The sequence below is a fragment of the Pseudomonas segetis genome (assembly GCF_900188155.1).
Taxonomy (GTDB): domain Bacteria; phylum Pseudomonadota; class Gammaproteobacteria; order Pseudomonadales; family Pseudomonadaceae; genus Aquipseudomonas; species Aquipseudomonas segetis.
The window spans coordinates 447384-462296 of the sequence record NZ_FZOG01000001.1 but is presented as its reverse complement, the minus strand read 5'-3'; the positions used below and the strand labels follow the sequence as shown (position 1 = coordinate 462296).

Sequence of the window (14913 nt, the reverse complement as noted above, 5' to 3'; positions counted from 1 at the left end):
CTAATGCAAAGCCGGTGCTTGCGAAAAGTGCGGCGCTTGATAACTATCTGCATCCGCTTATCAACATCTTAGCAGTCCATGGGACCAATAAGCGTGAACAGGGCCTGCTTGGCGCCATTGAACAAGTTTTGAGGTCGACTACTTGTCCGGGCACGGGTTGCCGGACGCGCTGGAGTCAGGGCTTGAGCTCTTCCATTTCCAGCGGTGCTGAGTCAGGCAGGTGCTCAATGCGCTTGAGCTCCTGGGCAGGCTGTTGCGACTGCCATAGACGAAACATGCGTAATTCATCCGACCAAGTCCGCAGCACCCAGGCCAGTGCGGCTATGTCATCGACAAAACCTATACCGAGAATCCAGTCGGGTAACGCATCGATGGGTGTTACGAAGTATAACAACGCCCCCACAAACGCCAGTAACGCTTCGCTACTTATCGCGCGATACTCGCCACGCCACCAAGCGATGCACAGGCTTTGCAAAAGCGCCAAGTCTTGTTTCAAACCGCTCAGCGCCGGGCCCTTCTTGGCGATTTTCTTGGTCGTCGCCGCCAACAGAGCCGGCAATCTGCCATTACTTAAAAATTTTTGCGCAAGCTTCAGGTAACGGGAAAAATTTCGAGGTGCTTTCATCGTGCCTCCCTCGCCAGCCCGCGTCTTTCAAGGGCTGGCATGGGTTATCCACCAAAGCTGTGGATAACCTTGTGAACAAATACTGGATTAGCTTACCAAACGCCCGGCTCATGCGGCTTCTCTACAGATCGGGCATTTTTTGCCCAGCAAATAAAACCCTTATTTTTCAATAAGTTACATAAATCAAAGGGTTTTTTAAGGCGCGCTAAAATCGCTAAAAATGAAACCCTCGCTAAATGTGCATAACCGTAACATTCACTCGCCACTGCCTTCACATTAAGACCGGACAGTCGCTTTTTGGTTCTATTTATGACCCGTACAAACGACAACGCCCCGTCGAAACGGGGCGTTGCTTGCATCTCAATAAAGCGAGTATCAATTACTCTGCCTTATCAGCCTCTGCAGCTGGCTCAGCAGGTGCATCCGGAGCACCAGCTTCTGCTTTTGGATCCTTGATTGCGATCAGTTCCAGGTCGAAAACCAGCACCGAGTTTGCTGGAATCGCAGGGCTCGGGCTTTGCGCGCCGTAGGCCAGATCACTAGGGATGTACAGCTTGATCTTCTCGCCAACGTGCATCAGCTGCAGGCCTTCAACCCAGCCCGGGATCACGCCGTTAACGGGCAAGTCAATCGGGCTGCCACGCTCAATCGAGCTGTCGAAAACAGTGCCGTCAGTCAGCTTGCCTTCGTAGTGGACGGTAACGATATCGGTTGGCTTGGGTTGCGCACCGTCAGCCTTCTTGATGATTTCGTACTGCAGGCCGGAATCAGTGGTCACGACGCCATCGCGCTTGCCGTTCTCTTCCAGGAACTTCTTGCCTGCTGCCTTGGATTCGTCGCTCAGCTTGGCCAGGCGCTCTTCGGAACGCTTTTGCAGGGAAGCAAAAGCTTCAACCAGCTCTTCGTCTTTCAAACGTTGTTCTTTCTTGCCGATCGCATCTTCAATGCCCTGGGCAACTGCTTTTGAATCAAGATCGTCCATGCCTTCTTGAGCCAGGCTTCTGCCCATGTTCAGGCCAATACCATAAGAGGCTTTCTGCGCTGGGGTTTTCAGTTCCACGCTGTTGGTTTGCGAATCACAACCAGCGAGCACCAGCCCAACCAGGGCTACCGCAGCTGCTAAACGATGCTGTTTCATGCTTATTCCTTGTTCGGTGCACGCCCGTAGGGCATTCGAGTGAAAGCGCGAGCTTAGCAGGCCGCAACGATCACTGGCTACCAGCTTAGGATTAAGAAAATGCTTATAAGTTCAGCTATTTAGGTCGAACTTCGACGAAAACAATTGGTTTGCAGGGAAAGGGGTAGAATCTAGAAGAAATGATGCAATGCGGGGAAGCATGAAGAGGGGGGGGGGGGGAAAATGGCGCAGCGGACGGGACTCGAACCCGCGACCCCCGGCGTGACAGGCCGGTATTCTAACCAACTGAACTACCGCTGCGCGTAACTTCAAAAAGCGAGTTTGGTGGGTGATGACGGGATCGAACCGCCGACCCTCTGCTTGTAAGGCAGATGCTCTCCCAGCTGAGCTAATCACCCTTCACTCTCGAAGTGGGGCGCATTCTAGAGAGCCAATCGCACCTTGGCAACCCCCTTTGCCAAATAAATTTTATTTAGCAGGCAAAGGCTTAGATAAGGTCTGAAAAACTACCCTGGCAGGCACTCCTGCGTTAAAACGTTGCCCAACCTAGGGCTTCACTACCTGATTTTTAAATTTGCACTGCTGCCACTTACCTGCTTTTCCAGCGATTCCTTCACTCAGGGTTGGCCTGGGACGATTAGGCGGGAATAATGGCGGCTTTGCGTTAATGGAGAGTCACCCTGCTATGTGGTTTCGTAACCTGCTGGTTTATCGCCTCACCCAAGATGTACCCTTTGATGCAGATGCGCTGGAAGCCGCACTTGCTGCAAAACCGGCACGCCCATGCGCTAGTCAGGAACTGACCACTTACGGTTTCGTCGCCCCCTTTGGCAAAGGTGCTGACGCTCCCCTGGTTCACAGCAGCCAGGGGTTCCTGTTGATTGCCGCACGCAAGGAAGAACGCATTCTGCCCGGCAGCGTGGTGCGTGACGCGGTCAAGGAAAAAGTCGACGAGATCGAAGCCGAGCAGATGCGCAAGGTCTACAAGAAGGAGCGCGATCAGATCAAGGACGAGATCGTCCAAGCCTTCCTGCCTCGCGCCTTTATCCGCAAATCTGCAACCTTCGCAGCCATCGCCCCGGCCCAAGGCCTGATCCTCGTCGATGCATCCAGCCCGAAACGTGCCGAAGACCTGCTTTCGACCCTGCGTGAAGCCATTGGCTCACTGCCGGTACGCCCGCTGACGGTGAAGATCGCCCCGACGGCGACCATGACCGAATGGGTCAAGACCCAGAAAAGCGCCGATGACTTCTATGTCCTGGATGAGTGCGAACTTCGCGACACCCATGAAGATGGCGGCGTGGTGCGGGTCAAGCGCCAGGACCTGACCAGCGATGAAATCCAGCTGCACATGGAGTCGGGCAAGCAAGTCACCCAACTGTCCCTGGCATGGCAGGAGAAGCTGTCGTTTGTACTCGACGACAAGCTCACGGTTAAACGCCTGCGCTTCGAAGACCTGCTGCAAGAGCAGGCAGAGCAAGACGGTGGTGATGACAACCTCGGCCAGCTGGACGCCAGCTTCACCCTGATGATGCTGACCTTCGTTGAATTCCTGCCAGCGTTGTTTGAAGCCCTTGGTGGCGAAGACACACCGCAGGGACTCTAAGCAGCCTGTTGCCAGGATGCGTTCTACTGCGCATCCTGGCGATGCATTACCGGGCAACATGAACAAGCCGCTGGACATAAGAGCGGCACCCCGTCACCCAATGGATCAACAACATGCGCGCATTGATTAGCCTAAGCCGCTTTGTCGGCAATACCTTTGCCTTGTGGGTACTGTTATTTGCGATTTTGGCTTTTTTCCTGCCAAGTGTTTTTCTACCGCTTACCGCTTGGATAGTGCCGCTGCTTGGCCTGATCATGTTCGGCATGGGCCTGACCCTGAAGACCGAAGATTTCCGTGAAGTCGCCCAACGCCCCGCGCGGGTATTGGCCGGCGTCATCGCTCAATTTGTAATCATGCCGTGCCTGGCCTGGCTACTGTGCAAACTACTGAACCTGCCTGCCGAAATTGCCGTCGGGGTGATTCTGGTGGGCTGCTGCCCGGGCGGAACAGCTTCCAATGTCATGGCCTGGTTCGCCCGCGGCGACGTGGCGCTGTCAGTGGCAATCACCTCCGTGACCACCCTGCTCGCCCCGCTGGTGACGCCGGCGCTGATATGGCTGCTTGCCTCGCAGTGGTTGCCCGTGTCCTTTATGGCAATGTTTATCTCGATCCTGAAGATGGTTCTGCTACCAATCATTCTCGGGTTGGTCGTCCAGCGCCTGCTGGGTGAGCGAGTCAAATTGGCTGTCGATGTGTTGCCGCTGATCTCGGTGGTCAGCATCGTTGCCATCGTCGCGGCTGTTGTTGCCGCCAGCCAGGCCAAGATTGCCGAGTCGGGCCTGCTGATCATGGCGGTTGTGATTCTGCATAACGGTATTGGCCTGGCGCTCGGCTACCTTGCAGGACGGGTGATGGGCATGCCATTGGCACAGCGTAAAACCATGTCGATTGAAGTCGGCATGCAGAACTCCGGGCTGGGTGCTGCACTGGCCAGCGCGCATTTCTCACCTTTGGCTGCCGTGCCCAGCGCGCTATTCAGCGTTTGGCACAACCTGTCCGGCCCACTGGTCGCCAGCATTTATCGACGCATGAAAGATGACGCGCCTGAGAAAAACCAATAAATCAGAAATATTTGGATATTGCGGCGACTTGCCTCGCCGCAGGACTCGGTTAAACTAGTACCCGTTTTGAGGACGACCTCAGACTGCATATCCATCTGGCGGGGACGACCCCAGCGACGCAAATTAATCGTCTGGAGGTCTGTATGTCCTGGATCATTCTGTTTTTCGCCGGCCTGTTCGAAGTCGGCTGGGCTGTTGGCCTTAAATACACCGACGGCTTTACCCGCCCCCTCCCTACCGCACTGACCATTGCCGCCATGGGCATAAGCCTGGTGCTGCTCGGCATTGCCATGAAAGACCTACCGCTGGGTACCGCCTATGCAATCTGGACCGGCATTGGCGCCATCGGCACGGTGATTGCCGGAATCATCCTGTTCGGTGAGTCAATGGCCCCCATGCGCATACTCAGCGTGGCCTTGATCGTCAGCGGGCTGCTGGGCTTGAAACTCAGCCACTAGCGCCTAAAGCCCTGCCAGCGCCGCATATCGCCGCGCTGGCACAGGACACTATGACCTCAACGAATATCGCCACGCAGCCCGGCTACCTGCTCTTGCAGATTGGCGCGACTGGCTTGTTGTGCAGCAATCGGTGAGCCCGCCACCAGGCAAATGCGTGACCACAGGCGCCGTAAAAAGCCCTTGTTCGGATCGCGACTGAAAAAACTGCCCCATAAACCTTGCAGCGCCATCGGAATCACCGGCACCGGGGTTTGCTCAAGAATGCGTTCGACACCGCCCTTGAATTCATCAATTTCACCGTCGCCGGTCAATTTGCCCTCGGGAAAGATACACACCAGCTCACCGTCTCGCAGGTACTGCGCGATTTGCTTGAACGCAGCGTCGTAGATCAGCAGGTCTTCGTTACGTCCGGCAATCGGCACGGTGCCAGCGGTGCGGAAGATAAAGTTGAGCACCGGCAGGTTATAGATTTTGTAGTACATCACGAAGCGCACCGGACGCCGGATAGCGCCACCAATCAGCAAGGCATCGACAAACGAGACATGGTTGCAGACCAACAATGCGGCGCCTTCATCTGGGATCGCCTGCAAGTTCTTGTGCTCAACCCGGTACATGGAATGGCTGAGCAGCCAGATCATGAAACGCATGCTGAACTCGGGCACAATCTTGAAGATATAGCTGTTGACGGCAATGTTCATCAGCGAGATGACCAGGAACAACTGCGGAATAGACAGCTTGGCCAGGGTCAGAAAAGCAATAGAAACAATCGCCGAGACCACCATGAACAGCGCATTGAGAATGTTGTTTGCCGCAATCACCCGCGCCCGCTCACTCTCGACACTGCGCGATTGAATCAGCGCATACAGCGGGACTATATAGAAGCCGCCAAACAAGCCAATGCCCATGATCGAAGCCATGATCGCCCACGCCTGGACATGGCTCAAAACCCCAAGCCAGTCATGGGGCTGGGCGGCTTGCGGAAAGTCGCCGGATACCCACCAGAGTAAAATGCCAAACAGGGTCAGGCCGATGGAGCCAAACGGCACCAGGCCAATCTCGACCTTCTCACCCGACATCTTTTCACAGAGCATCGAGCCCAGGCCGATGCCCAGCGAGAACACCGTGAGGATCAGGGTGACCACGCTCTCGTCGCCATACAGCCAGTCCTTGGCGTACGCCGGGATTTGCGTCAGGTATACAGCGCCGAGAAACCAGAACCAGGAATTACCCAGCAAGGAGCGTGAAACGGCCGGGGTTTGACCCAGGCCAATTTTCATAGTGGCCCAGGACTGACGGAAGATATTCCAGTCCATTTTCAGCTCAGGCAAGGCCGCAGGCCCGGAAGGAATCTTGCAACTGCACAGGTAGCCCAGCACCGCGACACTTACCACGGCTCCGGCAACAATACTGGCGTAGCTGCTGCTGGCCATGATCACACCAGCGCCGATGGTGCCAGCCAGAATCGCCAGGAAGGTTCCCATTTCAACCAGCGCGTTACCGCCAATCAACTCACGCTCGCGCAAGTGCTGCGGCAAAATCGAATATTTGACCGGACCAAACAACGCCGACTGGGTGCCCATGGCAAACAGCACCAACAACATCAGGGGCAAATTGCCCAGCAGAACCCCGGCGGCCCCTGCAAGCATGATGATGATTTCAGCGAACTTGATCTTGCGGATCAGCCAGTCCTTATCGAACTTCTCGCCAAATTGTCCGCCGAGGGCGGAAAACAGGAAAAACGGCAGGATAAATAGCAATGCGCACAGGTTGACCAGTAGATCACGGTCAGCGTCGACAGTGAGCTTGAACAGAATGGCCAGAATCAGTGACTGCTTGAAAATATTGTCGTTAAAAGCGCCGAGCAACTGGGTCAAGAAAAACGGCAGGAACCGCTTGGTGCCGAGTAACGCAAACTGCGATTGTTGGGTCATCGTCCATGTACCTGTGGCGGATTCGTTATGCATTTGACTGCAACCCATCCATCGAAAGCCACACCCAAAGCAGATTTTTGCAGAGGATTAACGAAAAAAGCGCCCTCGGGCACTCTTTCAATAAGCCCTTCTGCAGGGTGGAAGACGCCTCACCCCTCCACTAGCATTTGACGTCGATCTCGTGCCTCGCGCTGGACAAGCTGCGCGTTGTCGCACCCTCGCCCCGGTGACTTCTGGTTTTCCACTAGATCGGCAACTGCCCCATTGCCCAGCGCAGCAGGAAAAACACCAGCAAACCTCCACCGATTGTCGCCAGCAGGTGCCGGGTAAACGCCGCAATCGCGATGGTGACCAGGCCCGCCACCAGGTAAGCGTTATTCAGCGCCAGTTGCCAGTTCTGGCCATCGGGCAACAACATGCCGGGCACCACGATCGCCGTCAGTACCGCTGTCGGCACATAATGCAGCCCCTGGCGTACCAGCGGCGGAAAACTCAGGTTTGGCAAGGCGAACAAACTGTAGCGAATACTGAAGGTAATGACCGCCATGCCGAAAACCAGCAACCAATTGTCCATCAGGCAAGCTCCTCTTCAGGCAAATCACTGCGTCGTTCCAGGACCACGCCGACAAGGATCCCGCTGAATGCCGCGGCCATCAGCCCCAACTTGTAGGGAAAGTCATAACAAGCCAGGGCAACTGCAGCGGCAACCAAGGCGGCTGCAACCTGAGGGCAATTGCGCAGCATCGGCACAACGATGCCAATAAAGGTCGCGAGCATCGCAAAATCCAAGCCCCACTCGGCCAGGTTCGGCACCGACTGGCCAAAAACCAAGCCAATGACCGTACACAACAACCAGTTGCTGTACATCGCCAGTGCAGCGCCGAGGAAATACCAGTGCTTGTTCAACGACTGATCAGCGAGCGCATAGCGGTGCTGGACTACGGCGAAGGCTTCATCGGTCAACCAGAACGCCAGGCCCATACGCCAGCGCGCAGGTAGATGACGTACGAACGGTTGCAAGCTGGCGCTGTACAAAGCATGTCGCAGATTGACCACGAAGGTGGTCAACAATAGAACGGTGAGACCGACACCGCTGCTGAGCAGACTGATCGCAATAAACTGCGCTGAGCCTGCAAAAACAAAAACCGACATGGCCAGGGTCTGCCATGGGCTCAGCCCAGCCGCAACCGCCAGGCTGCCATAGATGATGCCAAATGGCATGGCGCCCAACAGCATGGGCAGCATGTCACGGACACCTTGAGAAAATTCCTGCACACGGGTCATAACCTGTCTCCTTGACCCGCAAGCCTATCTCAACCAGCGGCAGGCAGCTTGAACGATATTGCTCAACTGCGCGCCTTCGCCGAAATCACTATTGCAGGCTTGGCAGACCCGAGCTGGCAGCACGGTACGCACCAGGAGATACGCCGAATACCTGCTTGAACTGGCGACTCAAATGACTCTGGTCGGCAAAGCCGAGCTGCATCGCCACGTGCAAGGGCATGCACCCCTGCTTGAGCAGGGCACGGGCCTGGCTCAGGCGCCGCTGCTTCAACCATGCGTGGGGAGGCAGACCGGTTGCCCGGCGAAATACCCGTGCGAAATGAAAAGGTGAAAGGTTCACCGCCGCCGCCAACTCTTCGAGCGAGGGCGGCGCGGCCATTTGACTGCTGAGCAACTCCTTGGCCTGCTCCACCGCCCGGGTTTCACGTCCGGGGACGCGAGGCTCGGCGACCTTGGCGTAGCGTTGAAACAGCAGCAAGACCGCTTCGCGCCAGACGATTTGCTGATGCAAGGCATCGGCGCCGCCTTCCAGCAGAAGGTGCAGTTGGGTAAATGCATTGTGCAGTTGTGGATCGTGCAGCACGCTCACGGCGAAGCCAGGCATTCCGCCGCCGGCCAGATCCAGCTCTCGCAATACCCCGAGCACCTGGTGGTTATCCGGATAAAAGCCCCGGTAACGCCAGCCGTCGTCATGGGCCTTGGAGCCGGTGTGGACCTCATCCGGGTTGATCAACACCATGCTGCCCTGCGGCGCCAAATGATCACTGCCACGGTGCCTGAATCGCTGGGCGCCGTTTTGGATAACAGTAAACACAAAGCCTTCATGAACATGTGGGGCAAAACGCTGTTGCACATATCGCGCATGCAGCAGTTCGACATCGGCCAGGCCCTTGGCCTGCCAAAAACGGATTTGTTCACTCGCCTCGCTCATGGTTTTACAACGCGCCGAATCGCGCCTCCAACTGCTGCTTGATGGCTGGCCATTGCTGGTCAGTAATGCTGTATAGCACGGTGTCATCAAGGCGCCCATCGGCCAGGCGACGATGATTGCGCAACAGGCCCTCTCGTTCAGCGCCGAGCTTTTCAATCGCCGCCTGTGAACGCAGGTTACTGGCCGCCGTTTTCAGTTGCACACGGACCATCCGCCAGCTTTCAAAGGCGTGGCGCAACATCAGGTACTTGATCGTTGTGTTGAGCCCAGTGCCGTGCTGCGCCCGGTCAAGCCAGGTCCAGCCAATTTCGGCGGCAGGCAGTTTGGGCATGAAATCGGCAAAGCGCGTGGTTCCGACGAGTTGATCGCCCAGGCGGATAACAAATGGCAGCGCCTTGTCCTCGCGCTGATCAGCCAAGCCCTGGCGATACCAGTCAAGACGCTGCGCGCCGTCGACATACACCAGTTCGCCACGATTGGCCTCGGCCAGGGCTACCAAGGCCGGGATGTCCGCATCAAGCATCGGCTCGATGCGCAAGGCGCCACGCTGTAGGGTTATTAATTGCGGTCTGAACATAAGGCTCCTCTACATGCGTCAACGCCAACGAATCAACTTAACAGGGTGATAACCACTTCACAATTAACAGGCGCACAATTATTCCCGGCAGCAGCCCTGCGACCAAGGTCGCAACTGACGTTTGCAGACTTTGCTGCGACACTGTCGGCTGTAACACCCAAGCATTTGTATGCAGTTGCTGTGGTGCAACCTGCTACTGCTCACAAAGGCGCAAAATGTCATAGCCGTCGGTTGTTGAAGTTAAGACCGAACCGTTCGTACTTAGTTTGTTGTTGGAGTCTGCATGTCGCTGTCCGGCGGGCTAATCGCTGCTGTTGCCCTCACCTATATGGCCATCCTGTTCGCCATCGCATTTTATGGCGACAGGCGCCGCAAACCCTTGTCGCCTAAAGTTCGCGCCTGGGTCTACAGCTTGTCGCTGACCGTTTACTGCACCAGTTGGACATTCTTTGGCGCCGTGGGCCAGTCGGCCGAACAGCTGTGGTCTTTCCTGCCCATCTATATCGGCCCGATTCTCTTGCTGCTGTTCGCCCCCTGGGTGCTGCAGAAAATGGTGCTGATCAGCAAACAGGAAAACATCACCTCGATTGCTGACTTCATTGCTGCGCGCTACGGCAAATCCCAAGGCCTGGCCGTAGCCGTTGCCTTGATCTGCCTGGTTGGCGTGCTGCCTTATATTGCCTTGCAGCTCAAGGGCATTGTGCTCGGGGTGAACCTGCTGGTTGGCTCGGTGCCAGACTCCACCGGCACCCGCGCCCAAGACACGGCGCTGATTGTGTCGCTGGTACTGGCCCTGTTCACCATTTTGTTCGGCACACGCAACCTGGATGCCACCGAGCACCACCGCGGCATGGTGCTGGCGATTGCCTTTGAATCACTGGTAAAGCTGCTGGCGTTTCTCGCGGTTGGCGCCTTTGTTACCTTCGGCTTGTTCGATGGCTTCGCCGATGTATTCACCCAGGCCAAAAACTCCACTGAACTCACGGATTTCTGGCAAGTGGCGGTCAACTGGCCGGCAATGCTGGTGCAAACCTGCCTGGCGATGATTGCCATCGTCTGCCTGCCCCGGCAGTTCCACGTCACGGTTGTCGAGAACATCGAGCCGCAAGACCTGCGCCTGGCGCGCTGGGTTTTCCCTGCATACCTGGTGCTTGCCGCGATGTTTGTGGTGCCCATCGCCCTCGCCGGGCAGATGCTCCTGACCCAGGGCGTAACGCCTGATTCATTCGTGATCAGCCTGCCCCTGGCCGAGGCCCATCCAGCGCTGGCCATGCTCGCATTCATCGGTGGCGCCTCGGCGGCCACCGGCATGGTCATTGTTGCCTCCGTGGCACTGTCGACTATGATTTCCAATGACATGCTCTTACCTTGGCTTTTGCACCGCAATAGCACTGAGCGGCCTTATGAAGCATTCCGCCACTGGATGCTGACGGCACGCCGCGTGAGTATTGTGCTGATTCTATTGCTTGCCTATGTCTGCTATCGACTGCTCGGCTCCAACGCCAGCCTGGCGACCATCGGTCAGGTCTCATTCGCCGCTATCGGCCAATTGGCACCGGCCATGTTCGGTGCTTTAGTCTGGAAGCAAGCCAATCGCCGGGGCGTGTTCGCCGGGCTTATTGTCGGCGCACTGATCTGGTTCTACACCCTGGTGATCCCGCTGATCATCGGCAGCCTGGGCTGGTCCATAGAGCGCGTGCCCGGCCTGCACTCGCTGCTCCATGCACCGATCGGCTTCGAGGTGGATGCACTCACTCGCGGCGTGGTGCTGTCTCTGGCTGGCAACACGCTGCTCTTCGCCTGGGTCTCGTATTTTTCCCGTACCCGTGTATCTGAACACTGGCAAGCCGGACGCTTTATCGGCCACGACCTGGGCAGCAAGCTCGGCGCACGCAATAGCCTTGCCGTGCAGGTTAATGACTTGCTGATACTGGCCAGCCGCTTTGTGGGCGAGGAACGCGCCAAGCAAAGCTTTATGCGTTTTGCCGCACGCCAGGATCTGGCGTTCAACCCCAATCATCAAGCCAACAGTGAATGGATCGCCCACACCGAACGCTTGTTGGCCGGTGTGCTCGGCGCCTCATCGACACGTGCCGTGGTCAAGGCAGCCATTGAAGGCCGCGACATGCAGGTCGAGGACGTCGTACGCATAGTCGACGAAGCCTCTGAAGTGCTGCAGTTCAACCGGGCATTGTTGCAAGGCGCGATCGAAAACATCACCCAGGGCATCAGCGTGGTCGATCAGTCGCTGCGGCTGGTGGCCTGGAATCACCGCTACATCGAAATGTTCGAGTACCCAGATGACCTGATATACGTTGGCCGCCCTATCGCCGACATCATCCGCCACAACGCCGAGCGTGGCCTGTTTCGCGAAGGTGGCGTCGAAGCCAATATCAGCAAGCGCCTGTACTGGATGCGCCAGGGCACACCGCACACCTCTGAACGCATGTTCCCCAACGGCCGGGTGATCGAACTGATCGGCAACCCCATGCCCGGCGGCGGTTTCGTCATGAGTTTCACAGACATTACCGAGTTCCGCCAAGCCGAGCAGGCGCTCAAGGAAGCCAACGAGGGCCTCGAACAGCGAGTCAGCGAGCGCACCCACGAGCTGTCGCAATTGAATGTCGCCCTGACCGAGGCCAAGGGCAATGCCGAGGCCGCCAACCAGTCGAAAACGCGCTTCCTCGCTGCCGTGAGCCATGACCTGATGCAGCCTTTGAATGCTGCTCGCCTGTTCTCAGCAGCCCTGTCGCATCAGGACGAAGCACTTCCCCATGAAGCCCAGGAACTGGTACGCCATCTCGACACATCGCTGCGCTCCGCTGAAGAGTTGATAACCGACCTGCTGGATATCTCGCGACTGGAAAGCGGACGCATCACCCCCGACTTCAACCCCTTCGCACTAAGCACGCTGTTTGACACCCTCGGTGCTGAGTTCAAGGTGCTTGCCGCCGAACAGGGCATTGATTTCCGCCTGCGCGGCAGCCGTCAACGGATCGACAGCGATATCCGCCTGTTGCGCCGTGTGCTGCAGAACTTCCTGACCAACGCCTTCCGCTACGCCCAGGGCCGCGTGATTCTGGGCGTACGCCATATCCCCGGCCATTTGCGCCTGGAGGTATGGGATCGTGGTCCCGGGATTCCCGAGAACAAGCGCAAGGAAATCTTTGAAGAGTTCAAGCGCCTGGACAGCCATCAGACCCGTGCCGAAAAAGGCCTGGGCCTGGGCCTGGCGATTGCCGATGGCCTGTGCCGGGTGCTAAATCATTCACTGGAAGTGCGTTCATGGCCAGGCAAAGGCAGCGTGTTCAGTGTCACCGTACCGCTGGCCAAGGCCTCGCTGCACAAGCCAGCCAGCAAAGCCGTCGAACAGAACAATGCCCAGCTGCCAGGCTCCCAGGTGCTCTGTATCGACAACGAAGACAGCATTCTGACGGGCATGCACAGCTTGCTGTCGCGCTGGGGCTGCCAGGTTTGGACCGCACGCAATCGCCTGGAGTGCGAGCACCTGCTCAGCGAAGATGTACGGCCGCAGCTTGCCCTGATCGACTTCCACTTGGATGAAGGTGATACCGGCACCGAACTGATGGCCTGGCTACGCACCCGGCTCGGCGAGCCTGTACCTGGCGTAGTGATTAGCGCGGACGGACGCCCCGAACTTATCGCCGCGGTGCATGCGGCTGGGCTTGACTACCTGTCCAAGCCGGTCAAGCCTGCGGCGCTGCGCGCCTTGCTCAGCCGTCATCTAACCTTGCGCTAAAGGAGCTTGCGGGTAGACCTCCCCGCAGGAGCTACCCGCAGCTTGCCAACCGTCAGGCATCGTCCTCAAGGGGCAATTGCGCGGCCTGCTCCAGCAGGTCGGCCGGCAAGCTTTTACTTGCCCGCGCGCCCAGCAGCTTCAGGTTCTCAACACGATTGATGATATTGCCTCGCCCGTCGCACAGCTTGTTACGTGCCGAAGCGTAGGCTTTATCCAGCTGTTGCAGGCGCGCCCCCACTTCGTCCAGGTCCTGGATAAAGGCAAAGAACTTGTCGTACAGCGCCCCGGCTCGTTCGGCAATCTCGCGGGCATTCTGGCCTTGGCGTTCCTGGCGCCAGAGGCTGTCAGTCACACGCAGCGTTGCCAGCAATGTGGTTGGGCTGACGATCACGATATTCTGCTCAAAGGCTTCCTGGAACAGCCCGGGCTCAGCCTGGAGCGCAGCAGCGAATGCAGCTTCGATTGGTACGAACAGCAATACAAAGTCGAGGCTGTGCAAGCCTTCAAGCCGCTGGTAATTCTTGAGCGACAAACCCTTGAGGTGGCTGCGCAATGATTGCACATGCTGCTTGAGTGCCGGCTGTCGCGTGGCATCATCCTCGGCGGCCACGTACTGCTGATAGGCAGTCAGGCTAACCTTGGCATCGACCACCACTTGCTTGTCTCCGGGTAACTGAATCAATACATCCGGCTGGAAGCGCTCGCCCTCGGCGCTTTTCAGACTGACCTGGGTCTGGTACTCACGGCCCTTCTCCAAGCCGGCATGCTCGAGCACCCGCTCAAGGATCAGTTCCCCCCAGTTTCCCTGGGTCTTCTGCCCCTTGAGCGCACGCGTCAGGTTGGTCGCCTCATCACCCAGGCGCTGATTGAGTTGCTGTAGACGCTCAAGCTCCTTGCCCAGGGAAAACCGCTCACGCGCCTCATGTTGATAGCTTTCTTCGACGCGCTTCTCGAACGACTGGATGCGCTCCTTGAGCGGGTCAAGCAACTGGCCGAGGCGTTGCTGGCTGGTTTCTGCAAAGCGCTGCTCGCGCTCATCAAAAATTTTCCCGGCAAGCTCGGCAAACTGTGCGCGCAATTCATCCCGTGAGCTCTGCAAGTCCGCCAGGCGCTGCTGATGATGCTCCTGTTGATCACGCAGTTCTGCGGCAAGCGCCGCCCGTTCCGAGCCCAGGCGGCGCAACTCCGCCTCCTGCTGCTCGCGCTGCTGCTGCCACTCACGAGCGGCTTCGCGGGAAATCTGCTGTTCGTGCTGCAACAGTTCAGCCTCGCGGCGCATGGCTGCAAGTTCTGCCTGCTGGTCGGCTTTGATCTCGGCGATCTCGCTGACTTCCTCGCGGCAGGCATCAAGCTGCGCGCTCAGCCCGGCTTGCGTCAGTTGCGCACTGCCCAAGCGCTCCTGCAGCAAACTGCACTCGAAGGCCTGGGCCGAGGCGCGACTCTGTAGCACCAGGGCAAGCACCAACAAGGGTATTCCCGCTCCGGCAAGGCCGATAAACAAGCTCGGTAAATCGATTGGCATACGCAACTCCGCATCAGCAT

At 57.5% G+C, this 14913-nt stretch carries 12 protein-coding genes and 2 tRNA genes; 4 read left to right on the top strand and 10 right to left on the bottom strand.

All coding sequences use genetic code 11. The features are described 5' to 3' along the window. Positions 1-175: 175 nt before the first annotated feature. The 4 genes from CHB79_RS02250 to CHB79_RS02235 all read right to left on the bottom strand — a co-directional run bounded on the left by CHB79_RS02250 (position 176) and on the right by CHB79_RS02235 (position 2161). Positions 176-625, bottom strand: coding sequence for a YkvA family protein (locus CHB79_RS02250; protein ID WP_089358747.1), 450 nt, complete (start codon positions 623-625; stop codon positions 176-178). A 379-nt stretch (positions 626-1004) separates the two neighbouring features. Further along, positions 1005-1763 carry a BamJ family beta-barrel-assembly machinery protein gene (gene bamJ, locus CHB79_RS02245; RefSeq protein WP_010484974.1) on the bottom strand — a complete coding sequence of 253 codons (759 nt, stop codon included), beginning with the start codon at positions 1761-1763 and terminating at the stop codon, positions 1005-1007. Between the two features lie 223 nt (positions 1764-1986). Next, a tRNA-Asp gene (locus tag CHB79_RS02240) sits at positions 1987-2063 on the bottom strand. A gap of 22 nt (positions 2064-2085) precedes the next feature. Further along, positions 2086-2161: transfer RNA gene (locus CHB79_RS02235), tRNA-Val, on the bottom strand. 287 nt (positions 2162-2448) lie between these two features. Between CHB79_RS02235 and rdgC the strand changes: the two genes are divergently transcribed. From rdgC to sugE, 3 genes are all read left to right on the top strand, one after another. Further along, positions 2449-3369, top strand: a complete 921-nt coding sequence (rdgC, locus tag CHB79_RS02230; protein ID WP_010484973.1) for a recombination-associated protein RdgC — start codon at positions 2449-2451, stop codon at positions 3367-3369. A 113-nt stretch (positions 3370-3482) separates the two neighbouring features. Next, entirely contained in the window at positions 3483-4430 is a 948-nt protein-coding gene (locus CHB79_RS02225) for a bile acid:sodium symporter family protein (RefSeq protein ID WP_010484972.1), read from the top strand. A 143-nt stretch (positions 4431-4573) separates the two neighbouring features. Beyond that, positions 4574-4888: a quaternary ammonium compound efflux SMR transporter SugE gene (sugE, locus tag CHB79_RS02220; protein WP_010484971.1), complete on the top strand. Its 315-nt coding sequence runs from the start codon at positions 4574-4576 to the stop codon at positions 4886-4888. 56 nt (positions 4889-4944) lie between these two features. On the opposite strand, the gene CHB79_RS02215 is transcribed toward sugE, so the two are convergent. The 5 genes from CHB79_RS02215 to CHB79_RS02195 form a co-directional block, all read right to left on the bottom strand. Further along, positions 4945-6819 carry an MFS transporter gene (locus CHB79_RS02215; protein ID WP_089358746.1) on the bottom strand — a complete coding sequence of 625 codons (1875 nt, stop codon included), beginning with the start codon at positions 6817-6819 and terminating at the stop codon, positions 4945-4947. A gap of 244 nt (positions 6820-7063) precedes the next feature. After that, a complete protein-coding gene (locus CHB79_RS02210) occupies positions 7064-7393 on the bottom strand; it encodes an AzlD domain-containing protein (protein WP_089358745.1) in 330 nt (109 codons plus the stop codon). After that, positions 7393-8103: an AzlC family ABC transporter permease gene (locus CHB79_RS02205; protein ID WP_089358744.1), complete on the bottom strand. Its 711-nt coding sequence runs from the start codon at positions 8101-8103 to the stop codon at positions 7393-7395. Before CHB79_RS02205 ends, CHB79_RS02210 begins: the two co-directional genes overlap by 1 nt. 88 nt (positions 8104-8191) lie before the next feature. Continuing rightward, a complete protein-coding gene (locus CHB79_RS02200; protein WP_089358743.1) occupies positions 8192-9034 on the bottom strand; it encodes a helix-turn-helix transcriptional regulator in 843 nt (280 codons plus the stop codon). A gap of 4 nt (positions 9035-9038) precedes the next feature. Further along, complete coding sequence (locus CHB79_RS02195; protein WP_010484966.1) at positions 9039-9611, bottom strand: GNAT family N-acetyltransferase; 573 nt, start codon at positions 9609-9611, stop codon at positions 9039-9041. 283 nt (positions 9612-9894) lie between these two features. Between CHB79_RS02195 and CHB79_RS02190 the strand changes: the two genes are divergently transcribed. Next, complete coding sequence (locus tag CHB79_RS02190; protein ID WP_089358742.1) at positions 9895-13371, top strand: hybrid sensor histidine kinase/response regulator; 3477 nt, start codon at positions 9895-9897, stop codon at positions 13369-13371. A 52-nt stretch (positions 13372-13423) separates the two neighbouring features. Here CHB79_RS02190 and CHB79_RS02185 read toward each other — a convergent pair whose 3' ends face one another. Beyond that, entirely contained in the window at positions 13424-14779 is a 1356-nt protein-coding gene (locus tag CHB79_RS02185) for a DNA recombination protein RmuC (RefSeq protein WP_176443132.1), read from the bottom strand. Between the last annotated feature and the right edge of the window lie 134 nt (positions 14780-14913).